At 73.0% G+C, this 24,031-nt stretch carries 26 protein-coding genes; 15 read left to right on the top strand and 11 right to left on the bottom strand.

What is annotated here, in order from left to right; genetic code table 11:
• Window positions 1-38 precede the first annotated feature (38 nt).
• Together ACFYOS_RS17300 and ACFYOS_RS17295 are read left to right on the top strand one after the other, a co-directional pair.
• Window positions 39-917: a serine hydrolase gene (locus ACFYOS_RS17300; RefSeq protein ID WP_387141928.1), complete on the top strand. Its 879-nt coding sequence runs from the start codon at window positions 39-41 to the stop codon at window positions 915-917.
• Window positions 918-1,070: 153 nt separating this feature from the next.
• Window positions 1,071-2,072, top strand: a complete 1,002-nt coding sequence (locus tag ACFYOS_RS17295; RefSeq protein ID WP_387141925.1) for an MBL fold metallo-hydrolase — start codon at window positions 1,071-1,073, stop codon at window positions 2,070-2,072.
• 47 nt (window positions 2,073-2,119) lie between these two features.
• Here the strand turns inward: ACFYOS_RS17295 and ACFYOS_RS17290 are convergent, their stop codons facing one another.
• From ACFYOS_RS17290 to ACFYOS_RS17275, 4 genes are read right to left on the bottom strand one after another with little or no spacing between them, the layout of a single operon-like run.
• Window positions 2,120-2,659, bottom strand: a complete 540-nt coding sequence (locus tag ACFYOS_RS17290) for a DUF1697 domain-containing protein (protein ID WP_387141922.1) — start codon at window positions 2,657-2,659, stop codon at window positions 2,120-2,122.
• A gap of 39 nt (window positions 2,660-2,698) precedes the next feature.
• Entirely contained in the window at window positions 2,699-2,926 is a 228-nt protein-coding gene (locus ACFYOS_RS17285) for a hypothetical protein (RefSeq protein ID WP_387141919.1), read from the bottom strand.
• 36 nt (window positions 2,927-2,962) lie between these two features.
• Window positions 2,963-3,451: a hypothetical protein gene (locus tag ACFYOS_RS17280; protein ID WP_387141916.1), complete on the bottom strand. Its 489-nt coding sequence runs from the start codon at window positions 3,449-3,451 to the stop codon at window positions 2,963-2,965.
• A complete protein-coding gene (locus ACFYOS_RS17275) occupies window positions 3,448-4,494 on the bottom strand; it encodes a ParA family protein (protein WP_387141913.1) in 1,047 nt (348 codons plus the stop codon). The genes ACFYOS_RS17280 and ACFYOS_RS17275 overlap by 4 nt, the downstream gene beginning before the upstream one ends.
• Window positions 4,495-4,661: 167 nt before the next feature.
• Between ACFYOS_RS17275 and ACFYOS_RS17270 the strand changes: the two genes are divergently transcribed.
• Complete coding sequence (locus ACFYOS_RS17270; protein ID WP_387141909.1) at window positions 4,662-6,863, top strand: FUSC family protein; 2,202 nt, start codon at window positions 4,662-4,664, stop codon at window positions 6,861-6,863.
• Window positions 6,864-7,126: 263 nt separating this feature from the next.
• Window positions 7,127-9,250 carry a hypothetical protein gene (locus ACFYOS_RS17265; RefSeq protein ID WP_387142044.1) on the top strand — a complete coding sequence of 708 codons (2,124 nt, stop codon included), beginning with the start codon at window positions 7,127-7,129 and terminating at the stop codon, window positions 9,248-9,250.
• A 59-nt stretch (window positions 9,251-9,309) separates the two neighbouring features.
• On the opposite strand, the gene ACFYOS_RS17260 is transcribed toward ACFYOS_RS17265, so the two are convergent.
• From ACFYOS_RS17260 to ACFYOS_RS17245, 4 genes are all read right to left on the bottom strand, one after another.
• On the bottom strand, window positions 9,310-9,816 hold the full coding sequence (locus ACFYOS_RS17260; RefSeq protein ID WP_387141906.1) for a hypothetical protein: 507 nt from the start codon (window positions 9,814-9,816) through the stop codon (window positions 9,310-9,312).
• A gap of 96 nt (window positions 9,817-9,912) precedes the next feature.
• Window positions 9,913-10,626: a hypothetical protein gene (locus tag ACFYOS_RS17255; RefSeq protein ID WP_387141903.1), complete on the bottom strand. Its 714-nt coding sequence runs from the start codon at window positions 10,624-10,626 to the stop codon at window positions 9,913-9,915.
• A 5-nt stretch (window positions 10,627-10,631) separates the two neighbouring features.
• A complete protein-coding gene (locus ACFYOS_RS17250; protein ID WP_387141900.1) occupies window positions 10,632-11,414 on the bottom strand; it encodes an ABC transporter permease in 783 nt (260 codons plus the stop codon).
• Window positions 11,411-12,310: an ABC transporter ATP-binding protein gene (locus ACFYOS_RS17245; RefSeq protein ID WP_387141898.1), complete on the bottom strand. Its 900-nt coding sequence runs from the start codon at window positions 12,308-12,310 to the stop codon at window positions 11,411-11,413. Before ACFYOS_RS17245 ends, ACFYOS_RS17250 begins: the two co-directional genes overlap by 4 nt.
• A 133-nt stretch (window positions 12,311-12,443) precedes the next feature.
• On the opposite strand from ACFYOS_RS17245, the gene ACFYOS_RS17240 reads away from it, so the two are divergent.
• The 3 genes from ACFYOS_RS17240 to ACFYOS_RS17230 all read left to right on the top strand — a co-directional run bounded on the left by ACFYOS_RS17240 (window position 12,444) and on the right by ACFYOS_RS17230 (window position 15,078).
• The gene (locus ACFYOS_RS17240) at window positions 12,444-13,682 is read left to right on the top strand and encodes a sensor histidine kinase (RefSeq protein WP_387141895.1); all 1,239 of its coding nucleotides are present in this window, start codon (window positions 12,444-12,446) and stop codon (window positions 13,680-13,682) included.
• 71 nt (window positions 13,683-13,753) lie between these two features.
• Window positions 13,754-14,362 (top strand): response regulator, encoded by a 609-nt coding sequence (locus ACFYOS_RS17235; RefSeq protein WP_387142041.1) that lies wholly within the window; start codon window positions 13,754-13,756, stop codon window positions 14,360-14,362.
• Between the two features lie 260 nt (window positions 14,363-14,622).
• On the top strand, window positions 14,623-15,078 hold the full coding sequence (locus ACFYOS_RS17230) for a hypothetical protein (RefSeq protein WP_387141890.1): 456 nt from the start codon (window positions 14,623-14,625) through the stop codon (window positions 15,076-15,078).
• A 139-nt stretch (window positions 15,079-15,217) separates the two neighbouring features.
• Here ACFYOS_RS17230 and ACFYOS_RS17225 read toward each other — a convergent pair whose 3' ends face one another.
• Window positions 15,218-16,000 (bottom strand): D-Ala-D-Ala carboxypeptidase family metallohydrolase, encoded by a 783-nt coding sequence (locus tag ACFYOS_RS17225; protein ID WP_387141887.1) that lies wholly within the window; start codon window positions 15,998-16,000, stop codon window positions 15,218-15,220.
• Between the two features lie 342 nt (window positions 16,001-16,342).
• On the opposite strand from ACFYOS_RS17225, the gene ACFYOS_RS17220 reads away from it, so the two are divergent.
• Both ACFYOS_RS17220 and ACFYOS_RS17215 read left to right on the top strand, forming a co-directional pair.
• Window positions 16,343-16,984: a DUF6642 family protein gene (locus tag ACFYOS_RS17220; RefSeq protein WP_387141884.1), complete on the top strand. Its 642-nt coding sequence runs from the start codon at window positions 16,343-16,345 to the stop codon at window positions 16,982-16,984.
• A 28-nt stretch (window positions 16,985-17,012) separates the two neighbouring features.
• Window positions 17,013-17,477 (top strand): PPOX class F420-dependent oxidoreductase, encoded by a 465-nt coding sequence (locus tag ACFYOS_RS17215; protein WP_387141882.1) that lies wholly within the window; start codon window positions 17,013-17,015, stop codon window positions 17,475-17,477.
• Between the two features lie 5 nt (window positions 17,478-17,482).
• Here ACFYOS_RS17215 and ACFYOS_RS17210 read toward each other — a convergent pair whose 3' ends face one another.
• A complete protein-coding gene (locus tag ACFYOS_RS17210) occupies window positions 17,483-18,121 on the bottom strand; it encodes an NAD(P)-dependent oxidoreductase (protein ID WP_387141879.1) in 639 nt (212 codons plus the stop codon).
• A gap of 201 nt (window positions 18,122-18,322) precedes the next feature.
• A complete protein-coding gene (locus tag ACFYOS_RS17205) occupies window positions 18,323-19,555 on the bottom strand; it encodes a serine hydrolase domain-containing protein (protein WP_387141877.1) in 1,233 nt (410 codons plus the stop codon).
• Between the two features lie 66 nt (window positions 19,556-19,621).
• Between ACFYOS_RS17205 and ACFYOS_RS17200 the strand changes: the two genes are divergently transcribed.
• The 6 genes from ACFYOS_RS17200 to ACFYOS_RS17175 all read left to right on the top strand — a co-directional run bounded on the left by ACFYOS_RS17200 (window position 19,622) and on the right by ACFYOS_RS17175 (window position 23,997).
• The gene (locus tag ACFYOS_RS17200) at window positions 19,622-20,215 is read left to right on the top strand and encodes a pentapeptide repeat-containing protein (RefSeq protein WP_387141874.1); all 594 of its coding nucleotides are present in this window, start codon (window positions 19,622-19,624) and stop codon (window positions 20,213-20,215) included.
• 55 nt (window positions 20,216-20,270) lie between these two features.
• Window positions 20,271-20,723 carry a pyridoxamine 5'-phosphate oxidase family protein gene (locus ACFYOS_RS17195; RefSeq protein WP_387141871.1) on the top strand — a complete coding sequence of 151 codons (453 nt, stop codon included), beginning with the start codon at window positions 20,271-20,273 and terminating at the stop codon, window positions 20,721-20,723.
• Window positions 20,724-20,846: 123 nt separating this feature from the next.
• Window positions 20,847-22,010 (top strand): hypothetical protein, encoded by a 1,164-nt coding sequence (locus ACFYOS_RS17190; protein ID WP_387141868.1) that lies wholly within the window; start codon window positions 20,847-20,849, stop codon window positions 22,008-22,010.
• A gap of 138 nt (window positions 22,011-22,148) precedes the next feature.
• Window positions 22,149-23,039 carry a hypothetical protein gene (locus tag ACFYOS_RS17185; RefSeq protein ID WP_387141865.1) on the top strand — a complete coding sequence of 297 codons (891 nt, stop codon included), beginning with the start codon at window positions 22,149-22,151 and terminating at the stop codon, window positions 23,037-23,039.
• A 74-nt stretch (window positions 23,040-23,113) separates the two neighbouring features.
• Window positions 23,114-23,551, top strand: a complete 438-nt coding sequence (locus tag ACFYOS_RS17180; RefSeq protein WP_387141863.1) for a nitroreductase family deazaflavin-dependent oxidoreductase — start codon at window positions 23,114-23,116, stop codon at window positions 23,549-23,551.
• 104 nt (window positions 23,552-23,655) lie between these two features.
• Window positions 23,656-23,997, top strand: coding sequence for a DUF1330 domain-containing protein (locus ACFYOS_RS17175; protein WP_387141860.1), 342 nt, complete (start codon window positions 23,656-23,658; stop codon window positions 23,995-23,997).
• Window positions 23,998-24,031: the final 34 nt, after the last annotated feature.

Genomic DNA, 24,031 nt, shown 5'->3' with positions numbered 1-24,031 from the left:
CCGGCACCCTAGCGCCCGCTCGTGGTTAGCGTGTCGGGGTGGATGTGGGGAAGCGGATCGGGGAGATCTTCGGCCGGGTCGGGATCAGCGGGTGCCTGCACGTGGTGGACGTGGACGACCCGGGGCGGGAGGTGGCCGTCCGGGCGGACGAGCAGATCGTGATCGCCTCAGTCTTCAAGATCCTGCTGGTGCTGGAGTTCGCCCGGCAGGTCGTCGCCGGGCAGCTCGACCCGGCCGAGCGGGTGTTGGTGCGGGCGGCGGACCGGCTCGGCGGATGGGGTGTCGCCGGCTGCGCCGACGACGTCGAGATGTCCCTGCGGGACCTCGCGTACTTCACCATGTCGGTCAGCGACAACACCGCCGCCGATCTGCTGCTGCGCCGGGTCGGCCCGGACGTGCCGCCGATGCTCGCCGCCGAGCTGGACCTGCCGCGGACCCGGATCATCGGCGGCCCCCGGCACCTGGTCGAGATGATGCTCGCCGACGTCGGCGCCCGCACCGAGGCCGACTTCGCCCGGATCTTCCCCACGCTGGACGCCGAGCGGGTCCGGGCGATGCGGGTCTTCGACCCGGAACACACCACGTCGAGCACCGCCCGGGAGATCACCCGGCTGCTCGAGTTGATCTGGCGGGACGAGGCCGGGCCGCCGGCCGCCTGCGCGATGGTCCGCGAGCTGATGGGCCGGCAGCTCTACTGGACCCGGCTCGCCGCCGGCTTCCCGCCCGGCGTCCGGGTGGCCGGGAAGACCGGCAACCTGCCCGGCCTGCACCTGGAGGCCGGGGTCGCCGAGTACCCCGACGGTGGCCGGTTCGCGATCCTGGTCTTCGCCCGCACCGAGCGGCTCAGCGTCCGCCGGATCGACGTGGACCTGGCGATGGGCGAGGCGGCCCGGACCGCGGTCGAGTCGCTGCGCTGAATCCGGCCCCGCCTGCCGCCGGAAACGATGCCGCTGACCTGCGGTGATATCCGTTCGCATATCGGCCGCATCGCCGCTTGATCTTGGACAGGGTCGGCCGGCCGGTGGTGGGGTGGGCGTACCGAACACCCACCCTCACGGGGAGGACCCAGCATGCTCGACAACCGCCCGTACGGTCGCCGCCGCTTCCTGCGCGACGCCGCCGTCGGCACCGCCGCCGTCTCGGCCGCTGGCCTCGGCGCCGGCGCGCTGGCCGCACCGGCCCAGGCCGCCCCGGCGGCCACCGCGCCGGTCGCCGCCACCACCACCGGGGCCCGCCGGTCCGGCGCGGTCAGCTTCCGCTGGTGGGGTACGTCCGGCTGGCGGATCGACATCGGCGACCGGACCGTGCTGGTCGACCCGTACCTGAGCCGCTACGACACCGGCCTGTTTCAGGGCGCGTTCAACGCCGACACGCTGCTCAAAGTGGACACCGACATCATCGACCCCCTGGTGGACCGGGCCGAGAACATCCTGGTCACGCACACCCACTGGGACCACTTCAACGACGTGCCGTACATCGCCGGCCGGACCGGCGCCCGGGTGTTCGGCACGCTGACCGCGTACCACCTGGGGCTGGCGTACGGGCTGCCGTCCGGCCGGCTCGCCCCGGTCAAGGGCGGCGAGGTGCTGGACTTCGGCGACTACACCGTCGAGGTGGTCAGCTCCCTGCACAGCCGCAACGGCGGCTGGTCGATGGCCTTCCCCGGCGTACGGGTCAGCCCGCCGCCGAAGCCGGCAAAGATCTCCGACCTGCCCGAGGGCGACACCCTGGCGTACCAGATCCGGGTGGCCGGCGGGCCGTCGGTGTTCTTCATGGGGGCCAGTGACCTCAACGAGCGCAACCTGGCCGGGCTGGCCCCCGACGTGGCGATGGTGGCCTCCGCCGCCACCACCTCCACCGCCGACTACGTGCCCCGGCTGATGGCCGCGCTGGACTATCCGAAGGTCGTGGTGCCGGTGCACTGGGACAACTTCGAGACCTCGCTGACCAATCCGCCGACCGTGGCGGAGAGCGACCGCGAGCGCCTCGACGCCCTGATCGCCGAGGTGCGCCGGGTGTCGCCGCACAGCCGGGTGCTGGTGCCCGAATACCACACCGCGTACCGCTTCTGACCGCCGCTGGCGGAGGGGCCGGGGTCAACGGGGGCCAGCCCCTCCGCTCAGTCGGCGGTCAGGTCGCGCAGGGCCAGTACCGACTTCCAGTTGCGGGTCGTGGCCACCACGCCCAGCTTCTTCTCCAGGTACGCGTTGGTGAACTTGGTCCGCCCGTACCCGCCGTCCGGGAAGTGCAGGTGGATCTCCCGGCCGATCACCTCGTACTCGATGTTCTCGCCGGCCGGCACGGTCAGGTCCCTGACCCGGGCGGCGGTGGGCTTGGCCGACAGGAAGGCCACCAGCACGCGGGTCTGGTCGTCCTGCTTCTTCGCGTACGGGCTGGCGTCGGCGACCGCCGCCAGCTCACCGCCGCGGCGGACCAGCACCGGCACGCGCAGGCCCAGTTCGTCGGCGAGCTTCCGCGCGATGCCCTCGGCCAGGATGTCGTCCTTGGTCGGCGGGCTGGTGAAGACCACGTTGCCGCTCTGCAGGTACGTCTTCACGTCCTCGTGGCCGAGGTCCTCGACGATTCGGCGCAGGTCGGTCATCGCCAGCCGGGCGGTGCCGACGTTGACCCCGCGCAGCAGGGCGGCGTAGCGGGCCATCCCGGGCCTCCTCACCTCGACGTCCCTCGACCACCCAGCCTAGGGCCCGCGACCGACGCCCGTCGGTGCCGCTGGCCGACGCGCCGGGTCGGTGAGGGTCAGCATGCCCACCGGGCAGGTCCGTCCGAAGCGGAGGGTCAGCTTCCCGTCGACCAGCCGCGCCTCGACCCGGTCGCTGGTGGTACCGCATCCGGACGCGGCGCCCACCAGCAGCACGCCGGCCAGGGTCGGGGCGACGACGCGTGCCGCGAGACGGGACGGCGACATGGGGCCTCCCCAGTCGCTGCGCCGAAGCGTCGCGCCTCAGCGCCGGCGGATGGCGGTGGAGTCGAGCCGGAAGCCGATGGTGCGGTCGACGATCCGTTCGACCAGCTCAATCTTCCGCAGCCCGGCCACTCCGCGCAGCCCCGCCCGGGCGGCGAGGGCCCGCAACTCCCGCGCCGTCCACGACGACAGGTACGCCGTACCGTCGTCGCGCCGCGACATGGCGGCCAGCGCGGCGTGCGCCCGCTCGACATCCACTCTGGACGGCGTCGCCATGGCGACGGGCGGGACGACACCGGTCGGGCCGGTCCCGGCGGTGCCCGGTCCCGGGGTGACGTGACCGTGCGGGGCGGCGGCCCGGCGGGGCGGGGCGCTGCCGTCCGCGGCGACGGCCGGGGTCGGAGCGTCGGCGGCGGGCAGCACGGCCAGCCGGGCGCGTCCCTCGGCCAGGGCGGCAACCTCGGCGGCGGAGAGGCCGGCCAGGAACTCGGCCACCCGGGCCAGCACCGCCCGCGTCGGTTCGGTCATGCGTCCACCCCGGCCGTGGCCGTGGCTCCGGCCTCGGCCCCGACCGTGACCTCGGCCCCGACCGCGACCTCGGCTCCGGCCGCGCCCGGGCTGACGGTGGCGGGGGACTTCGGCGCCGAATCCGGCTGGAGGGCGGCCAGGAACTCGGTGGTGATCTGGCGCAGCTCCGCACGCACCGCCGGCGCGGTCACCCGGTCCCGCAGCACCACCGGCACCCCGCGCGGAGTGTTCGTGGCGAACAGGGTCACGTTCTCCCGCAGCGCGGTCGGGAACACCGGCACGCCCAGCGCCCGCACCTGATCCAGGTAGCCCTGGTGGGCGGCGACCGGCCGCTGCGCCATCAGCTGGACCATGGTGAACACCACACCCGCGATGTCCGGCGCCACCTTGTGGTGGCGGCGGATCTTGGCGAACCGGCGGGAATCCGCGTTGTACCGGTCGACCAGCTCCCGCACGTTGCCGTGCAGGTAGTCGATGCCGAGGGTGGACAGATAGTCGGCCTTCGCCGGGATGAGCAGATGGTCGCTCGCGATGATCGCCGACTGGGTCACCACGTTGAAGTTCGGCGGGCAGTCGATGAGCACCAGGTCGTACGGATCGAGCGCCGGGTCGTGCAGCCCCTGGTCGAGCGAGCCGCGCACCCGGAACAGCTCGGCGTCGTACTCGTCGCCGTCGGCCACGCCCCGGGCCAGGGCCAGGTCGATGTCGACGAGCTGGAGGTGCGACGCGATGAGATCGAGCCGTCCCGTCCCCTTGAGCTGCGCGTTCGCCGGGCCGGGAGAGACCACCAACTCGCCGAGGGTCACCTTCTCGGTGTCCCCGCGCAGGCCGTCATACCAGCGTTTGACCGTGCGTTCGTCGCGCAGCCGGTCCCGCCAGTCGTCCGGCTCGTAGAAGCTGAACGTCAAGCTGGCCTGCGGATCGAGGTCGATCAGCAGCACCTTCATCCCTCGGTTGGCCAGCTCGGCTCCGAGGTTGGCGGTCATGGTGGTCTTGCCCACCCCGCCCTTGTAGTTGATCACCGATACGACGTACACCGTCACCTCCCCGACTGGAACGGTAGCGGTAACTGGGACGGCCGGGCAGGCCGGGATCAGCCGGGCGAGAGTGTGACCGTCCGAACGACGGAGGTTTCCGGGACCGACTTGCGGGAAAGCCCGCTCGCGGGGTCGTCGGCCCCGGACGGGCCCGGTAAGGCGTCAAGGTGGACATGTCTCGGCGGAAGCAGGCGCGATGGAGAGACGGCGCGCTGAACTGGCTCCACCGTCGGGATCCGGGATATGGGCGAATTCGCCAGGGCGCACGGTTGACCCTCGTCGCCTCCGTCAATTTCTACGGCTGCCGGTACGGTCTCCGCAACACCGTCCTGGCGACGTACGCGCTGTTCGGCACCGTCGCTACCGGCGTGTTCGCCCAGTTGCCGGGCGCACCGACCCAGCGAGCACGCACCCTGCTCTCCGCACTGCCGATGGCGTGGCTGCTCGTGGCTGTCGGCACCGTCCTGGCGAAGAGCACCTGGGCCGCGGCGACCGGGATGCTGGTCATCGGGTTCGCGGTGGCGTTCGCCGGCGTCGGCGGCCCGCGTCTGGTCGGGCTGGCGAACGCCTTCCAGCTCTTCTACATCCTGGCCTGCTTTCCGCCCTATCAGCCCGCCACCCTTCCGGCCCGGCTGGCCGGCGTGACACTGGGTATCGTGCTGGTGAGCCTCGCCGAGGTGGCGCTCTGGCCCGGCCCGGCACCGGTCGCCTTCCCGCAGCGCCTGCGCGACGCGGCGCGGTGCGTCGCCGCGCTCTTCGATGCGATCGCGGAGGTGATGTCCGGGCAGGGCGCCGGCGAGGAGGTCGCGCGACGCAAGGCTCAGGCCGTCCGTGCCGTCGACCAGATACGGGTATCGCACCTGCCGGCAACGCAGCGGCCGACGTCGGCGAGCGTACGGGACCGCGCGTTGCGCGACGCTGCCGCCGCCGTACACGAACTGCTCGCGCTCGCCGAGTCGCTGGCGAACGATCCGAGAACGAAGGAGATCGGGGACGCCGACGGGGCGCGGCTGCTGCGGCAGTGCGCGGCATCGGTCCGCCGCTCCATCGGCGCCCTCTGGCAGGCGCCGGCAGCCGGCGCGGACGACCAGCTGGCGCCGCCGGTGTCGCGCCGGGAAGGCGGGCTCGCCCAGGCGTGGCCGTCGGCCGACGCCACTCGACTGCGGGTCGGCGCGATCGCCGAGGCTGTGGTGCATTTCGCCGGTGTCTTCGCGACCGCTGCGCGGCTGGCCGGCGGTGCCCTGAGCAGGCAGGCCGTGGTGCGCCCGGCGGCGGGACCGGATCTGTTCTGGTACGCCCGGCGCAGTGCCCTGTCGTTGTACTGGCAGCAGTTCCGGGTACACCTCACCCCGCGCTCGGTGTACTTCGACGAAGCGGTGCGGCTTGCCGTGGCGCTGGCCGCCGCCCGGACAATCGCCGGAACGTTCGAGCTGCTTCACGGCTTCTGGGTGCTGCTGGCCATCCTGACCCTCATGCGGACGTCCGCCGCTGACACCGGCACCACGCTGGGTCGCGCCGTGGTCGGTACGCTCATCGCTGCCGTCGCCAGCGGTCTGCTGCTCCTCAGCTCCCCGGCGCCCGCGATCTACGCCGCGCTGCTGCCGGTCGCCATGGTGCTGGCGTTCGGTGTCGGTCCGGTGCTGGGCCTGGGCTGGGCGCAGGCCATGATGACACTGCTGCTCATCTTCGTCTTCGCCCAACTCTCGCCGCCGAACTGGCAGCTGGTCGGGGCCCGCGTGGTGGATGTCGCGATCGGGGCGACGGTCGGCATCCTTGCCGGGCTGCTGCTCTGGCCGCGCGGTGCCGCCGGCGAACTGCGACGCAACGCCGCCGCCTACCTCGCAGCCGCCGCGAAGACCATTGAGCACACCGTGAAGGTGCTCGCCGGGAAGGACGGAACGCCCGAGGCGATGGACGCGACGCGGCGGAGCAAGAAACTCACCGAAGCCGCCCTCGCCCACTACCGTTCCGAGCGCCACGACCCGCGGATGTCCACCATCGACTGGGATCTGCTGCTCATTGCGGGGAACCGCATCCTCCACGGCGCGGAGGTGCTCCTCGCCCGCGATCGACCCGGGGTCCTGGCGCCCTGGCCCGACCCCGCGGCCCAGCTGGTCGGCTGGGCGCAGCGACTGCGGTCCGCGTACGCCGAGTTGGCCGGCCAGTTGCCGCGGGGCCGAATCGACCACGTGGTCGCCACCCCGGCACCCGCCCATGGTGTCGTCGACCAGGCCAGGGACATCATCCAGCATGGCGAGCCCAGCCGGGGCGTCCTGCGCCTCGTCGAGGTCGACGTGTGGCTCGCCGGCCTCACCGGCCACATCCCGCGAATTCAGGCACCCCCGATGCCAGGGGGCCAGCAGGACGAGAGGTAGGGGCCGGATCCGACCGGCTTGAGAATCCTGCCGGGTCGCCCGTGCGGTCCGGGCTCATCCGTACGGCGGTGTGTGACGGCCGTTCGTGCCGCAGTTGTGACCTGCCGTCGCTTCGCAACTCACCGTCGCAAATGGTTGCCTGAGCTAACAATCCCCTGAACAGCTGCTGCTTTGCGCAGTATCTCCAGGGATGAACCTGTTACGCCGAAGGCGGTGACCGGAGCTGACTCACCGCCTCACCCACAGGAGGCATTCGCGTGCGAATGAGACGACCGAGCCGGATCGCGGCCGTGGTGGCGGGTGCGACGGCGCTCGCCTTCACGGTCTCGGCCCCGGCCCAGGCCAACGATCACGAGAACCTTCCCGGCGAGCCGACCATCACGCTGCCGATCAACGACAGCGCGGCGGGCGGCACCTACAACCAGGACTTCACCCGGGTGTACGCCAACGCCACACCGGACGGAACTCCGGTCTACATCTACGTCCCGAAGGGAACTCCGCTCAACGGCACCGCGCCGGTCGGCGTGGCCAGCCTCGACCCGCAGTTCGACCACAACCCGGGCGACGCGTTCAAGCCGTGCACCACGGCCACGGCGGCGCAGTTCACCCTCACCCAAGCGGAGATCAACTACGTCGGCGACAAGCTCGCCAACCAGATCGCCGCCGTGGACGAGGAGCACTTCGGTCCGATGGACGCGGCGGACCCGGCCGAGCCGGCCAGCGACTCGCTGGTCATGGTGCTCTACAACATCCAGGACGACGCCTACTACGACTGCGCGCAGACGTCGTACACGGCCGGCTACTTCGCGCCGGACTTCATCGACAGCAACGGGATGAACGTCATCGTGGTCGACGCCCTGGACTGGGCGAACCGGGTCGGCCCGAACGACTCGCCATGGCGCGACGCCAACCCGGCCAACGACCGTCCGGAACTGTACGAGGGCACCGTCGCCCACGAGCTGCAGCACCTGCTGCACAACTACAGCGACCCGGGCGAGCTGTCCTGGGTCGACGAGGGCCTGGCCGACTTCGCCATCTTCCTCAACGGGCTCGACGCCGGCGGCTCGCACCTGAGCAACCAGCAGGTGTTCTACGAGGAGACCTCGCTGACCCGGTGGGGCGGCACCCTGGCCAACTACGGCACCTCGTTCACCTACTTCCAGTACCTCTGGGAGCAGGCCGGCGGCAACGGCGACGGCACCTACACGCCGGACAAGCAGTACGACGGCAAGGCCGGTGACCTGCTCATCAAGAAGATCTTCGAGGAGCAGGCGGACGGCATGACCGGCGTGCAGAACGCCATCGACGACTTCAACGCGGCGACCGGCGCGCACCTGCGCAGCGCCGAGCAGTTGTTCCGGGACTGGTCGGTGGCGGTCTACCTGGACGACGAGAAGTCGCCGATCTACGACATCAAGGCGTTCAACTTCGGTGACCCGGCCGACACCACCTGGACCATGGACATCGCCGACGACGTCTTCTGGGCGGGTCGGGGCAGCTACCAGGGCGCCACGCCCGAGTCGAAGTGGGCGCGGCTGAAGAACCGCCCGGACACCACCGCCGTGCCGTTCGGCATGTCGGTCGAGCGGTTCCGCAACCCCGGCCCGACGGTCGCGCTGGCCTTCTCCGGCGACGACGAGACGGTGATCGCGCCGCACACCGGCACCACCCACTGGTACGCCGGCTACGAGAGCCAGAACGACAACGTCCTCGACGTCGCTACCTCCGGCGCGGTCACCTCGCTGGACTTCTGGAGCTGGTACTTCATCGAGGAGGGCTGGGACTACGGCTTCGTCGAGGCCCTGGTCAACGGCAACTGGGTGACCGTGCCGGTGCGCAACGACGCCGGGCAGGTCGTCACCAGCAACGACAACCCGCACGGCAACAACACCGAGGGCAACGGCCTCACCGGCACCTCTGGCGGCCGGTACTTCGTCGACGACCCGAAGTACGTGCACCTCACCGCCGACCTGCCGGCCGGCGCGACGGACGTGCTGTTCCGCTACTCGACCGACGCCGCCTACCTGGACACCGGCTGGTTCGTCGACGACGTGAAGGTCAACGGTGCCGAGGCGAACCTCACCTCGGCGGCGGGCAACTGGTTCACCACCACCGGCGTGCAGGACAACAACTGGACGGTCCAGGTGGTCAGCCACTGCGACCTCACCCCGGGCGTCACCTCGCCGGGGGAGACCACCGACGGCGCGGGCAACTGGGTCTACCGGTCCACCGGTGACCAGTTCACCGCCAGCGGCCTGCAGACCAAGTGCGCCAACGGCAACCAGGACGACTTCGCCGTCATCATCAACAACCTGCCGACCGGTGACCTCACCTTCCTGGACGCGGACTACACGTTCCGGGTGACCAACACCGGCAACGCCAAGTAATCCGGTACCCCTTCGGGCCCGCGCCGCACGTCTGGCGCGGGCCCGTCGCCGTCCGACAGTCAGCTCTTCTTGTAGACCGGCAGGCCGAGGGTGGTGCGTACCCGGTTGGCCTGGGTACCGCCGTCGTGCGCGGCGGCGGCGCGGATCTCCCGCATCAGCGCCGCCGCGGTGTTCGCCTCGGCGGCCAGTTGCCAGTGCCGCAACGCCACGTCGTTCTCCTTGAGCAGCGCGGCGATCGGTGCCCGCGCCTGGGCCGGCCAGGGGGTGGTCCGAAGCTGCTCGGCGTGGGCGGCGTTGGTGGTGGCGACCGTGCGGGCGAGGCCACGCACCGTCCGCCACGGCTTGCCGGCCTTCAGCGCCGCCTCCAGCTCTTCCAGCGCGGTGTTGTACGGCGCCACGATCGACAGGTACCGGCCCTTCGCCGCCTTCATCGTCAGCGGGGCCGGGGCGATGGGCGAGGGGGTCTGCCAGGCCGGGAGCTGGGTCGGCTCGGCACCCCCGCCGCAGCCGGCGAGCAGCAGGACCAGGGCGAGGGCGGCGGGCCAGCGACGCACGGAACTTCCCATCCGGTCGAGGGGGCGGGTCACCCGGGAGTGTAGGGCCGACCCGGCGACCACGCCGGCCGCTGCCTGTTCGGCGACCGGCAGCACAACCTCGTTACGCTACCGCCCGGCGCCGTCGCGGTCCGGGGGGCGCGGGACCAGCCGCCAGTACTGCCGTTTCCCCTCGTCCCGGACCACCACGCCGAGTCGCGCCAGCTCCCCGCGCAGCTCCCCGGCCTCGCCGCCGCGATCGGTGTCGACGGCCCGCTGCCGGGCCCGCAGCAGCGCGTCCGCCCCGGACGGCATCCCGGACAGGCCCGGCACCCAACGGCGGTACGCCTCCCGGTGCGGGTCCTGCGCGAGCCACGGCCAGCCCTGCCCGGTGAACGCCTCGCGCAGCCTCGCGTGGCTCAGGTCCGACGTCTCCCGGACCAGCTCGCCGCCCGCGGCGTCCAGCAGCACCAGCGCCTTCCTGTCGAGGAAGACGCCCGCGACCGTGGCCCGGTCGACATCCTGGCCGTGGCCGTCGCGGTGCAGCCGCACCCCGGTCCGGCCCACCGTCACGGTCAACCGCTCCCGGGTGCCCAGGTAGGCGACCACCAGGCCGGCCAACGCCGCCACCGCCGCCCCGGCCGGGTACGCCCACTCCTCGGGCAGCCGGTCCAGTAGCGCGAACCAGCCCTGGAACGGGAACCAGGGCAGGCCGGCCAGCCAGCCGGACGCCGCGGTCAGCCCCGCGCCCAGCCCCGCCCCGAGCAGCGGGAACCCGGCCCACATCACCACCAGCTCGGCGACGCCCCCGCTGACCACGGTGGCGCCTGGCTCCCGCGTCACCACGGTCAGGACACCTCCCGCCGCAGCGTCCGGGCCAGCCCGGCGACCAGGGGCACGACCATCCAGACCAGCAGCGAGACCGCCAGCCGGCCCCACTGCCCGGCGCTGACCTGGGGGCCGAGCAGGGGCGCCATGGTGACCGAGGTGTCGAGCCACTGCGCCGGCCGGTGCAGCGCCGAGACCATCGCGGACAGGATGCTCCATACGGTCGGCAGCAGCAGGTACGTCACGATCGCCAGCGGGGTGTTCAGCAGCAGCAGGCCGAACCCCGCGCCCATCAGCACGTTCGCCACCTGGAACACGGCCGCGTACGGCAGCAGGTGCCAGTCGAACGTCCACCCGCCCGCCCCGCCGGTGGCCCGGGCTGCCAGCGTGCCGAGCGCGGCGACGGCCAGGCTCACCAGCACCGAGGCCAGCGCCGCCAGCACCACCGCGGCGAGCTTGGCGGTCACCACCCGCTCCCGACGCGGCACCAGGGCGAACGTGGTCAGCGCGGTCCGCTGCGACCATTCCCCGGTGATGGACAGGATGCCGAGCACGGGCAGCAGCAGCCCGGTCGGGAACAGCGACGGGGCGAAGAAGGCGGTGAAGGTCTGCTCGGCGTCCTCGAGCACGAACAGCTGCACGGTGACGATGGCGGCCGCGACCAGCCCGATGGTGATCAGCAGCCAGCGGCCGGCCCGGGTGTCGATGAGCTTGCGCAGCTCCACGCCGGTCAGCCGGGCCAGCGACGGCCCGGGCACGGCCGGCCGGTGGACCTGCGGGGCGGGTGCGGTGAGCGTGGTCATCGGACGGCCTCCTGGGTCGACGCGCCGGCGGTGAGGGTGAGGAAGAGCTGTTCGAGGCCGCCGCTGCCGGCCGGACGCAGCTCGGCGAGGACCAGACCGGCGTCCGCGGCGGCCTGGCCGACGGCCTCGGGCTCGGCCCGGACGACGAAACCGCCGTCGGTGCGGGCGGTCGCCGCCAGGCCGGCCCGGTCCAGGGTCAGCCGCAGGGCCAGCTGGTCCCGGGCGCGGACCAGGGTGCCGGCACCGGCCAGCAGCTCGTCCTTGCCGCCCTGGGCGACCACCCGGCCGCCGCCGATCACGACGAGCCGGTCGGCCACCGCCTCGACCTCGCGCAGCAGGTGCGAGGAGAGCAGCACCGTGCCTCCCCGGTCGGCGAAGTCGCGCAGCAGGCCGCGCATCCAGAAGATGCCCTCCGGGTCGAGGCCGTTGGCCGGCTCGTCGAGGATCAGCACCCGCGGGTCGCCCAGCAGCGCCAGCGCCAGGCCGAGCCGCTGCCGCATCCCGAGGGAGTACGCCCCGACCCGCCGCTTCGCCGCAGTCGCGTTCAGCCCGACCAGTTCGAGCTTCGCGGCGACCTGCCGCCGGTCCACACCCATGGTCGCGGCGGCCAGGGTCAGCGCCTCCCGGCCGGTCCGCCCGGCGTGCTGCGCGGACGCGTCGAGCAGCACGCCGATCTCCCGGCCCGGGTTCGGCAGCTGCCGGTAGGCCCGCCCGGCGAGCGTGGCCCCGCCGGCGGTGGGCGGGGTCATCCCGCAGATCATCCGCATGGTGGTGGACTTGCCGGCGCCGTTCGGGCCAAGGAAGCCGGTGACCGTGCCGGGCTCGCAGTGGAACGAGACGTCCTCGACGGCGGTGTGCGGGCCGTACCGCTTGGTGAGGTGTTCGACTTCGATCATGCCGTCGAGCCTGGCGGTGCCACCCGTCCGCGCGCTGCGGGCAACGGTCGGGATCCGGCCATACCTCGGTCTACCAATAGGTGTCGACTTTGGTAGCTGGTGGCGCCCGGAGCCGCGTTCCTAGCATGGACGGGTGAGCAGCGCCGTCGTACCCGAGCATCCCTGGCTGCTGCCGGGCTCCCTGGTCCCCGCCACCCCGGTGGTCCGCCGGACGGCCCGGGACTGGCTCATCGACAGCGTGGCGTTCCTGTCCGCCGTGGCCTGGGTGCTGATCTCCTACGGCGACTCGGTGAGCCCCACGCCGGACTTGGCGGTGAACCGCGGGCCGTCCTGGCTCAACGAGTTCGATCTCCTCGTCGGGATCCTGGTCAGCGTGGCGCTCTGGCTGCGCCGCCGCTGGCCGGTCGGGCTCGCGGTCGCGACCGCGCCGGTCGCGCTCTTCTCGGTCACCTCCGGGATCGCCCTGCTGATCATCGTCTTCACCGTCGTGGTGCATCGCCCGCTGCCGGTGGCCGCGGCGGTGGTCGGCTGGCAACTGCTGACCGCGCCGATCTTCGTCGCGATCCGCCCCGACCCGGTGCTGCCGTTCTGGGCGACCATGGCCTGGACGCTGCTGTTCATCGGCGGGGCGGTGGCCTGGGCGTTGTTCGTCCGGGCCCGCCGCCAGCTCGTGCTCTCCCTGCGCGACCGGGCCGACCGGGCCGAGGCCGAGCAGCAGCTCCGGGTCGACCAGGCCCGGCAGCTCGAACGCACCCGGATCGCCCGCGAGATGCACGACGTGCTCGCGCACCGGATCTCCCTGCTCAGCCTGCACGCCGGTGCCCTGGAGTTCCGCCCGGACGCGCCACCCGACGAGATCGCCCGGGCGGCCGGCGTGATCCGGGCCAGCGCGCACGCCGCCTTGCAGGACCTGCGCGAGGTGATCGGCGTGCTCCGCACCGAGCCGGGCGGTGAGGAGACGCCGGAGCGGCCGCAACCCACCCTCGGCGACGTGCCCGCGCTGGTCGCCGAGTCCCGGGCCGCCGGCGTACGGGTCAGCGTGGTGGACGAGGTCGCCGACGCGGCGGCCGTGCCGGCGGCGGTGGGGCGCAGCGCGTACCGGATCGTGCAGGAGGGGCTCACCAACGCCCGCAAGCACGCGCCCGCGGCGCTGGTGGTCGTCCGGCTGGCCGGTGCACCCGGCGACGGTCTCGCCGTGGAGATCCGCAACCCCTGGCCGGTGGGCGACCCGGCCTCGGCGATCCCGGGCACCGGGACCGGGCTGGTCGGCGTCGCGGAGCGGGTCACCCTCGCCGGCGGCCGGCTGGAGCACGGGCGCGACGCGGACGGCGACTTCCGGCTGGCCGCGTGGCTGCCCTGGCCAGCGGCGTGAGCGCCGCCGACCAGCCCCCCGTCCGGGTGCTGATCGTCGACGACGACGCGCTGGTCCGCGCCGCGCTGTCGATGATCCTCGGCGGCATGCCCGACATCCGGGTGGTCGGCGAGGCCACCGACGGGGCCGAGGTGCCGGCGGCCGTCGAGGCCTACGCGCCGGACGTGGTGCTGATGGACATCCGGATGCCCCGGGTGGACGGGCTGACCGCCACCTCGGCGCTGCGGGCGGCACCCGAGCCGCCCGAGGTGCTGGTGCTGACCACCTTCGACGCCGACGAGCAGGTGCTGCGGGCGCTGCGCGCCGGGGCGGGCGGCTTCCTGCTCAAGGACACCCCGCCCGCCGAGATCGTGGCGGCGGTACGCCGGGTGGCGGCGGGGGAGGCGACCCTGTCGCCGGCGGTGACCCGCAAGCTGATCGCGCACGTGACCGCGCCGATGCCGGCTGCGGGCCCGGACGCCCGGCAGGACCGGGCGCTGCGGCGGCTCGACACGCTGACGCCGCGGGAGCGGGAGGTCGCCGTGGCGCTCGGCCAGGGCCGGACGAACGCGGAGATCTCGGCCGAGCTGTTCATGAGCGTGCCGACGGTGAAGGCGTACGTCTCCCGGCTGCTCACCAAGCTCGAGCTGAACAACCGGGTGCAGGTGGCGCTGCTGGTGCACGACGCCGGCCTGGTCTGAGCGCGCGGGGACCGTTCGACGCCCACGACCTGGGCCGGCTCCTCCGGCACCGTTCCCAACTGCCCTGGGCGGACGAGCGGACCCCGCTCGTCGCCGTCTCGCGCAGCGGTTGGTCGGTCGACGGCGTCACGGTGCTGACTCCGGAGGACCTGCTGACCCCCTTTCGCGATTGAACTCCTGCCGCCCGGGGGCCGTACCAGTGGGCGAGGATGTGGTGCGGCGGGTCGGCCGCACCCCTGCCGAGCTGCGGGAGGCCTGCCGTGCGAGTTGGTGAGCAGTCGACGGATCCCATCGATCAGATCCTGGGTGAGGTGCCGGTGCCGGCGCAGCTGACCCCGGAGGATGTCCGGCTCGCGGTCCGGGCGGTGGTGGTGCACGCCGCCGAGGAGTGGCCCGCCGGACCGAAGTGCCGCAACGACGGCGCCGCGTACCCCTGCCGGCTGCACCGGTGGGGACGGCGCGTGCTGGAGGCGCACGGCCTCAACGAGCGCCAGATCGACGCGCTGGTGCGGCACGGCAACCCGTTCGTGCACGTGCCCTTCCCGTTCGTGCTGGCCGGGCCGTCAGCGCGCCCGGCGGCCCCGACCTCCCAGTCCCCGCGCGGCCAGGCCGGCCGGGTCGCCGCACCCGGGGTGCCGCCCGCGATCCGGCCCAGCGGTACCGGTCGGCCGGCGGCACCCGCCACCCCTCGGCCGCGCTGGCCCCGGGCGAGCTGACGACCACTCCGGCTCACGGCGTGGCACGCCGCGAGCCGGAGTGGTCGAGTCGGGGGCACGCCCGACCAGCCCGGGGCGACGCGACGGCGGCCCGCCGCAGGGACCCCCACCCCCGCGTCGGGCCGCCGTCGACGTCGGCTCAGTTGTTGCCGACCCCGCAATTCGGGGCGGACCAGTAGGTCGTGTTCGACGTCTTGTCGCGGTTGTTCTCCCGGCGTGAGTCCACGTGGACCTGGTCGCTGTGGTCGGGATAGCCGGGGCCGAAGATCCCGCTGAAGCCGTGGCTGCGGGCCGCCCGGGCCACCTGGCACAGCGACACGGTGCGCGGGGTCAGGTCGGCCGCGTCGCCGTAGAGATGCTGGCTGTCCGACGCGCCGTCGACCTGCCGGTTACAGGCGGTGCCGCGGAAGCCGCTGGACACGGGGAGGGCTTTGTCGCCGAGGCCGTGCCGCAGCGCCTCCAGCTTCCACATGGTGCGTATGGCGTTCTCCCGGGTCGCGCTCGCGGAGAGCGGACCGCCGCTGAAGCCGCCTGTGCCGCAGCCGTTGTCCAGCTCGGTGTAGCTGAAGTGCTTCGGCGTGCAGTCGTTGTCCTGCAACTCGTAGATCTTGGCGAAGGTCTGCGGTCCGGCGATGCCGTCGGCGCGCAGCCCGTACGCGGACTGGAAGCGTTTGACCGCGGCGGCCGTCTCGGGGCCGTACCTGCCGTCGATGCGGACGATGTCCCGGTAGGCGGCCCAGCCGGCCACCCGGATCTGCAACTGGCGGACGTCCTCCCCGGAGCGCCCCTGGGTGAGGGTCCGGTTCCAGGTGTAGCAGCCGTCGGCGTGGGCCGCCGGCGCGGCGACGACCGTGGCGATCGCGGCCCCGGGTAGGGCGAGCGCGAAGGCGACGGCCACCCGCTTCAGCGTGTTGACGCGCACAGGATTCCTCCTGGTAGGAGTTCGATTGGGAGGTGATCAGGACATCGGTCGGAATGTCCCGTCTCACCCATCCTGACGCCGTGTCGACCGCGCGGCGGGGGTTTACCCGAATTACTCTCATAACCGCAGTTCAGGAGAGGCTGTTGCAAATTGCACCAAAATCTGGGAATCGCCCATCCAGGCCAGGCCGGGCTGTGCGGCCGCAAAGACGACCAGAGGTGACGGAAACCGCGCTCCGGTGGCACCGAGGGTGATGTCGCTGGGCGGCTCGGAGCCGGTAACGTCTGCCTCGGGAACCGGGCACGGCTTCCCGGGCGGCCTTCGCGGCGGGGGAGGTGGGCGTTGGCGCGGGGTGGCGTCTTCTGCATCGAGGGGCAGTGGCACCGGGACCTCAACGAGCGCGGGTCCGTCCTGCCCACCCTCGAACTGCTCGAACGGCTGAGCCGGATCCGTTTCATCCACAAGGACGCCGCCACCCGCGACGAGCTCTTCTACTTCCTCGACCGCTGGCTGCTCAAGCAGTACGCCGACTACCGGGTCGGCTTCTTCGCCATGCACGGCGAACCGAGCCGGCTCTGCCTCACGGACTGGGACTCGGTGGAGCTGGCCGACGTGGCCGAACGGATGGCCGGCCGCTGCGAGGGGCGCCGCCTGTACTTCGGCAGCTGCTCCGTGCTGCGCGCCTCCGACGCCGCCCTGCGCGACTTCCTCGACGTGACCGGGGCGGCGCTGGTCTGCGGTTTCACCCGGGACGTGGACTGGGTCGAATCGGCCGCCTTCGAGACCGTGCTGCTCGACGTGCTGGCCAACGGGCAACGGCACAACGCCGCCGAGCTGCGGATGGGCTCGGCGCACTGGGCACCCCTCGCCTCGTACCTCGGCTTCCGGGTGATCTACGCCAACGGCCGCGCCTGGCGGCCGACGGCACGGCCCCGGGTGCCGGCCCAGGCATCCCCGCCCCGGGTTGCCGGCCGCCCTCGGTGAGCCCGCCGGCACCTGATAGAACCGAGACATGGCACGCAGCATCGCGACCAACACCCGGGTCGACCGGGACGCCCTGATCGAGTTCCTCCGCCCCCGGCACAAGGTCCTGCTGATGACCACCCGCGCCGACGGCCGGCCGCAGTCCTCCCCGGTCTCCTGCGGCGTCGACGCCGAGGGTCGGCTGGTGATCTCGACCTATCCGGAGCGGGCCAAGGCGGCCAACATCCGCCGCGACCCCCGGGTCTCCGCGTGTGTGCTGTCCGAGGACTGGAACGGGCCCTGGGTCCAGGTGGACGGCACGGCCGAGGTGCTCGACCTGCCCGAGGCGCTCGAGCCGCTGGTGGAGTACTTCCGCAGCATCTCCGGCGAGCACCCGGACTGGGACGAGTACCGGGAGGCCATGGTGAAGCAGGGCAAGTCGCTGATCCGGGTCACCATCGAGAGCTGGGGTCCGATCGCCACCGGCGGCTTCCCCGCCCGGCTGGCCGACTGACCTGCTCAGTACGCCGCGGTGAAGCGCGCGTTGCGGAACTGCGGATTCTCGATCTCGTCGAGGATCGCCACCGCCAGGTCCTCGTAGGTGAGCACCGACCGGCCCTGCGCGTCGGTCACCGGGTGGTCGGTGCCGGTCCGGTAGTGGCCGGTGCGCTCGCCGGGGTGGAACTCCAGCGGCGGCGGCGAGACGTACGTCCAGGTCACCCCGTCGGCCGAGCGGTAGATGTCCAGCGCCGCGGCCTGGCCCTCGGCCGAGTCCCGGTACTCCTCGGGGAAGTCCGGCTCGTCCAGGTACGGCGTGCCCTTCGGCGTCAGCAGCGTCGCCCCGCCGCCCACGTGGATCACCCGGGGCGGGTCCGGCAGCCCGCGCAGGGTGTCGACCAGCGTCCGCGCGGCGTCCGGCCACAGTTCCCGCTCGCCGCCGCCGATGGCCACCACCAGCACATCTGCGTCCTCCGCCAGCTGGCGTACGCTGCGCTCAGAGGTGGCGTCGCCGGTGACCGTACGCACGCTGGACGACAGGTAGCTGGTCGCCTCCGGGCGGCGCACCGCCGCGGTCACCCGGTGCCCCCGGTTCACCGCCTCGTCGGTGATCCGCGAGCCCGCGGTGCCACCGGCGCCGAACACGACGATGTTGCTCATGGCTGACCACCTCCCGCCCGACTGCCCGCCTCCCCCAGGCTAGGGACTCGGCACGGCGGCCGGTGCCGTTACGCGGATCACGCCACTCCGGCGAAAGCGGGTCAGCCGCCGTTGCGGGCATCGACCAGCGTCCAGTCCGCAAGATCGTCGATCCGACGATCCTGGCGGAACTGGACCACCCGCGACGGCACCTCCGACCAGTCAGTCGATCAGCGCGGAGTAGACCAGCTGGCGCAGCTGCGAGCGCAGCGGGTACGTGCTCGACGGCATCAGCTGGGTGAACAGCAGGGCGGTGACCTCCTCCACCGGGTCCACCCAGAACGCGGTGCTGGCCAGGCCGCCCCAGTAGTACTCGCCCACGCTGCTCGGCACCCGCGACGGCACCGGGTCCAGCACCACGGCGAAGCCCAGGCCGAAGCCGATGCCGTCGAGGATCGTCTCGGCGAACCCCTCCGGGGAGAACGAGGCCAGGTCCCGGTTGCCCGGCAGGTGGTTGCGGGTCATGAACCGCACCGTCCGGGGCCCCAGTAGGCGGACCCCGTCCAGCTCACCGCCGCGCAGCAGGAACTGGGTGAACCGGTGGTAGTCGGCGGCGGTGGAGACCAGCCCGCCGCCGCCGGAGAACCAGCTCGGCTCGGTCAGCGCGGCCCGGCCGATGGAGTCGGCGCGGACCGTCTGGCCGGTCGCCGGGTGCGGGGTGTAGAGCGCGGCCAGCCGCTTGGCGTCCGGCTCGTCGACCCACCACCGGGTGTCGGTCATGCCGAGCGGGCGCAGGATCCGCTCGGTGAAGAAGGCGTCCAGGCTCTGCCCGGAGACCACCTCGACCAGTCGGCCCAGCACGTCGGTGGAGACGCCGTAGTTCCAGCTCGTGCCCGGCTGGAAGAGCAGCGGCAACTTCGCCAGCCCGGCTGAGGTCGCGGCCAGGTCCGCGCCCGGCGGCACGCCCAGGTCGAAGCCCGCCTTCCGGTACAGGCCGTCGACCACCGTGGTCTGCGCGAAGCCGTACGTGAGGCCGGCGGTGTGGGTGAGCAGGTGCCAGACCCGGACCGGCTCGACCGCCGGCACCGTGTGCGGCTTGAGCACCGAGCCCTTGTCGTAGACCCGGACGTCGGCGAACTCCGGCAGCCAGCGGCTGATCGGGTCGTTCAGCTCGAACCGGCCCTCCTCCCAGAGCATCATCGCGGCGACCGAGGTGATCGGCTTGGTCATCGAGTAGATGCGCCACAGGGTGTCCGCCTCGACCGGCACGCCGGCCTCCCGGTCCCGCAGCCCGTACGTCGAGGAGTGGGCGACCTCGCCCCGCCGGGTCACCACGATCTGCCAGCCGGCGAGCCGGCCGTCGTTGACGTACCTGCCGAAATGCTCGTCGATCCGGGCCAGCCGGGCGGGGTCGAAGCCGATGTCTGCGGGGTCGATGCTCACTGCGAGGCTCACGGCGCCGACGCTACCGCCCAGTAGGCGTACCGGGAAGTGTCCGCCGCCCCCACTAACCTCGGCGGCATGCCGGAGACCATCGAGGACGTCACCTACCGCCACCAGGACTGGTACGCCGAGGAGTTGGTCGACCGGCACTTCGTCCGCTGCGAGTTCTTCCACGTCGACCTCACCGAGGCGGTCAGCCAGGGGGCTGTCTTCACCGAGTGCGTCTTCGGCAACGTGGCCTTCAACGCCTCCCGGCACATCGACTCGGCCTTCACCCGCTGCGTCTTCAAGCGGTGCAACCTCTTCGAGGCCGAGTTCACCGGCTGCAAGCTGGTCGGCAGCAGCTTCGACCAGTGTGACCTGCGCCCGCTGCGGATCGACGGCGGCGACTGGTCGTTCGTCGCCATGCCGGGCGCCGACCTGCGCGGGGTGCGCGTCACCGACGCGCGCATGCGCGAGGTCAACCTGACCGGGGCGGACCTGACCGGCGCGACCGTCACCGGCGTCGACCTCTCCGGCGCCCAGCTGCACGCCGCCAAGCTGGTCCGGGCCGACCTGCGCGGCAGCGACCTGACCGCGCTGGACCCGACGGCGGTGGAGCGGGCCGGCGCGATCGTCGACGCCGAGCAGGCGATCGTGCTGGCCCAGGCGTTGGGCTTCGAGATCCGCTGACCCGCGCCGCAAAAGACGCCGTAGGTTGTCAGGTTTTCCTGCCAGGCTGGGGGCCATGGCATGGTGGTCCGACCTGAAGGCATCCGAACCCGACTTCGCGGCGCGCGTGCGCGCCCGCTTCACCGTCCGCAAGCACGGCACGATGGCGACCCTGCGGCGGGACGGCTCGCCGCGGATCAGCGGCACGGAGTTCGACTTCTCCGACGACGGGCAGCTCCGGCTGGGCAGCATGGCGGGCGCGGTCAAGGCGCTCGACCTGCGGCGGGACCCGCGCGTGGCGCTGCACTGCCCGACTGAGGACGCCCCCGAGGACGACCCGGCCGGGTGGGGCGGGGACGCGAAGATTGCCGGAGTGGCGCATGAGGAACCGCCGGGCGAGGACGGCTCGCACCGGTTCCGGATCGAGCTGACCGAGGTGGTGCTGACCCGGGTCGGTGACCCGCCGGACCACCTGCTGATCGAGAGCTGGCACCCCGACCGCGGGCTGAGCCGGCGCGAGCGGCGGTGAGCGGCCGCAACTGTCGGATAAATGGCTCCGTCCGGCAGCTTCTCGAAGATCGGGACGTATGTCATCCTCCCTGCGGCGGCCACCGCGGGTGACCGCCGACGCCGGTGGCCGAGGGAGGGGTCGGTGGCTGAGGACGAACTCACCCAGACCGGTATCCGGGTCGGGCGATGGCTGCCCGCCGTACCGGGCGAGTCGGCGCCGGGGCGGCAGCCGCAGAGCGTGCCACGCCGACTGCCCAGCGACCCGGACGATCCGTCCACACCGGCCCCCGACGTCGCCACGTTCCCCGACCACGCCGATCCGACGGCCACCGCCGAGCCGCCGGCGCACCTCCCGGGCGTGCATCCGGGGGACTCGCTCCCCGCACCGCCGGTCGCCGGACCCGGTCCGATCCCGGCCGCGCCGGCCCGGCACTCCTCCCGCAAGGGGGTCGGCGCCCGGCTCGCCGGGCTGGTCGGTCCGGCCGCGGCGAAGGTACGCGTGGCCGTCGGCGGCACCCCCGACGGGCCGGTCACCCGGGTCGGCGCGGCCCGGGCGCGACGCCGTCGCCGCCGGGTGCTGCTGGCCGCGGCCGCGCTGGCCGCGTCGGTGGTGGTGCCGGTGCTGGCGTACGTCGGCCGGGAGCCCGGCTCCGGCGGCGGGCCGACCGTGCCCGCGGCGCTGCCCACCACCGCCGTCTCCCCGTCGTCCCCGGCGGCGCCACCGCCCACCATCGTGCCGGTCACCGGGAACCCGGCCTTCCCCGGTGGGCCGCTGCTCAGCCTGGACCAGGAGCAGAGCCCGACGCGGGTGGACCTGACCACGCTCGGCGTCCGCGACTGGATCCACTGGGGCGGCAGCGGCGGCAACAGCGCCCAGCGCAAGCAGACCAGCACCGGTGAGATCCGCGACCCGGGCGGCGACCGGCTCGAGCACCGGGCCAGCGCCTCCTCCTTCGCCTGGACCGACGGCACCCCCGTCGCCCGGCAGGACGCGATCCGGTCCGGGGTGTTCCAGCGCGGCGTCGGGAAGAGCTTCACGGTGAACGTGGCCGGCAGCGGCGACCTGCGGACCGTCCGGCTCTTCGTCGGCGCCTTCTCGGCGGGCGCCCGCCTCGACGTCCGGCTCTCCACCGGCGGCGACCCGGCCGTCCGCGAGGTGCCCCTCGCCGCCGGCGACCGGTTCTTCGAGTACGTCATCCAGTTCCGCGCGCCCCGCGGCGCCCAGCTGCTGATCACCTGGCGGGCGCTGACCGTCGTCGGCGGCGAGAACGACGGCGTGACGCTGGAGGCGGTGGCGGTCGGCTGAGACGCACCGATACCGTCTGACCACAAAGGGGAAACTTCCCCTGCCGACATATGGCGCATCGCCGCCCATCATGGAAACCTGAGGCCGGGTCGCGCCCCGCCTGTCCCGGCGGTCGGGGCAGGCGGGAGCGGAGGTCAGGTGGGGCAGGACCACGGTCCGATGGGCTGCCGGACGTCGTACCCGTATGCGCGGACGCGGTTGGCGCTGCGCCGCATGGCGCGGGCCCGGCAACGCCGCCGCTGGCTGCTGGAGGCGCTGGCCGCGCTTGCGTGCCTGGCCGCCGTGGCCGCGTACCTGGGCGCCGAGCAGCGCACGACGCCGCGTCGGGAGGAGAGCGGCGTGCTGCCCGCCCCGCCCGCCGCCCGGCCCGCCGTGCCGTCCCCGGGCGCGCCCGGCGCCGACGGCGGGGTCGTCACCCCCGGGCTGCGGCCCCGGCAGCGCCCACCGTCGCCGTCACCCACCCCGTCGCCGTCCACCCCGGCCGTCGAGCCAGCCCTGACGGTCGGCCAGGCGGACGCGCCGGCGCGGGTCGACCTGAGCGCGGCCGGCCCGGTCGACTGGGTCCACTGGGGATTGCTCGACGCGGGTCGGTCGGTCCACAAGCGGCAGGGCTCCGGCGCGATCCGCGACGAGGGCGGCCGGGGCCGGCGTACCAGCTACGACAACAACCCGGAGGCGTACAGCTGGCACGACGGCGAGCCGGTCGGCGCGGCCAGCGGCACCATGTCCGGGGTCTACACCTGCGGCACGGGCAACGGGTTCACCCTCTCGGTGGCCGCCGACGGCCAGCTGCGCACGGTACGCCTCTATGCCGGCGTCTGGATGGCCCGGGCCCGCCTCGACCTGTGGCTCTCCAGCGGCGGCCCGACCAGCACCCAACGGCTGGAGGATCCGCACACCGAGCGCACCGCCGAGTTCACCATCCGGTTCCGTGCGCCCCGGGGTGCGAAGCTGCTGGTGAGCTGGACGGTGGAGCGGAACCTGGGGGACTGCGGCAACGTCAGCCTCCAGTCGGTCGCGCTGCGCTGACCGTCGTTCGTCCGGTGCCGCCGCCGGGCCGGGAGTAGCGTGGGCGCGACGGCCGGACGACCCGGGAGGGACCGATGACGGCGAGCGAGCAGGTGCTGGACAGCCCGGAGGGGTGGGTCGCCGAGCACATCCGGCGGTACGTGGAGACCGACGGCGCGGAAGGCCACGAGTGGCGGCCCGGCGTCTTCACGCTGCTGCTGACCACCCGGGGCCGGCGCTCCGGCCAGTTGCGGCGCACCGCGCTGATCTACGGCCGGGACGGCGACGCCTACCTGGTGGTGGGCTCCCAGGGTGGCGCCCCGCAGCATCCCGCCTGGTACCTCAACCTGCTCGCCGACCCGGAGGCGCAGGTGCAGGTCGGGTCGGAGAAGTTCACCGTCCGGGCGCGGACGGCGAGGCCGGAGGAGAAGCCGCGGATGTGGCGCACCATGACGGCCGCCTGGCCGGCGTACGACGGGTACCAGACGAGGACGGACCGGGAGATCCCGGTGGTGGTGCTGGAACGGGCCTGATCCCGTCCCTTGTGTACCGGGTGATCGACTCGGCTGCGGGTTGCGGGCAGACTCGGTGCCAGGCCCTGCGTCGCGGAGTCGGCGCACGTCACCGGGGAGGGACCATGCCGGCGTTCGCGCTCGCGCACCTGCACACCACCAAGAACAACGACGACATCGTCGAGTACATCGACCGGATCCAGGCGACCCTCGACCCCTATCAGGGGCGGTTCCGGGTGCACGGCGGCACGCCGGAGGTGATCGAGGGGGAGTGGCCGGGCACCGTCGTGATCATCGAGTTCCCGGACGTGGAGCATGCCCGTGGCTGGTACGCCTCCCCGGCGTACCAGGAGATCCTGCCGCTGCGCCTGCGGCACCTGCCGGGCTCGGCGATCATCATCCAGGGTGTCGGCCCGGATTACGACCCGCGCCGTACGGCCGCCAAGCTGCGCCAGGCCTCCGGCTGAGCCCGTCCCCCGTCCGGGGGATCCGGTCCACTCC

Source organism: Micromonospora sp. NPDC005806, assembly GCF_042871425.1.
Lineage (GTDB): Bacteria > Actinomycetota > Actinomycetes > Mycobacteriales > Micromonosporaceae > Micromonospora.
Note: the sequence above shows the minus strand (reverse complement) of the source record. Positions and strands in the feature narration are given on the sequence as shown.